Below are 590 nucleotides of genomic sequence, written 5' to 3'. Positions count from 1 at the left end.
TCACATGCTGGTCGGTAAGTATTGCGATCACCTGCCGCTCGAGCGGCAGTCCAAGATCTACGCCCGCGAAGGGGTCGATTTGCATCGCTCCACGCTGAGCGACTGGGTCGGGCGCACGACGGCCCTGCTGGAACCCATGGCCGAGCACATCAGCAAACTGGTCCGGGCGGGGCCAGCCCTGTTTGCGGACGACACCCCCGTCAAACTGCAGGTGCGCGCCAACACAACGAAGACCAAAACTGCCCGGCTCTGGAGTTATGTCCGGGACGAACGCCCGTGGTGCGGGGTGGCGCCCCCCTGCGCCTGGTATCAGTTCAGCGTCGATCGGAAGGGCGAACACCCCGCCAACCATCTCGCGGGCTATACCGGCACGGTCCATGCCGACGGCTTCGCCGGGTTCAACAGCCTGTTTGGCGTGGGCAAGGCTGACGAACAGGCCTGCATGGTCCATGTGCGCCGCAAATTTGTCGATGAGGTCGAGCGCACCGGCTCTCCCATTGCCCAGCAGGCGATTAAACAGATTGCGCAGCTTTACGCTGTCGAGAAGGAGGCGCGAGGGAAATCCCCAGAGGAGCGTGCGGCCCTGCGGC

The 590-nt window shown here is 64.2% G+C and carries 1 protein-coding gene; it reads left to right on the top strand.

Annotated elements, in window-relative coordinates:
- A partial coding sequence (locus BV911_RS18905) for an IS66 family transposase (RefSeq protein WP_139840172.1) occupies window positions 1-590 on the top strand: 590 nt, incomplete at both ends.

This window comes from Pseudoruegeria sp. SK021 (assembly GCF_002119405.1).
In the GTDB taxonomy this organism is placed as follows: Bacteria; Pseudomonadota; Alphaproteobacteria; order Rhodobacterales; family Rhodobacteraceae; genus Meridianimarinicoccus.
This window is presented reverse-complemented; position numbering and strand designations above follow the sequence as displayed.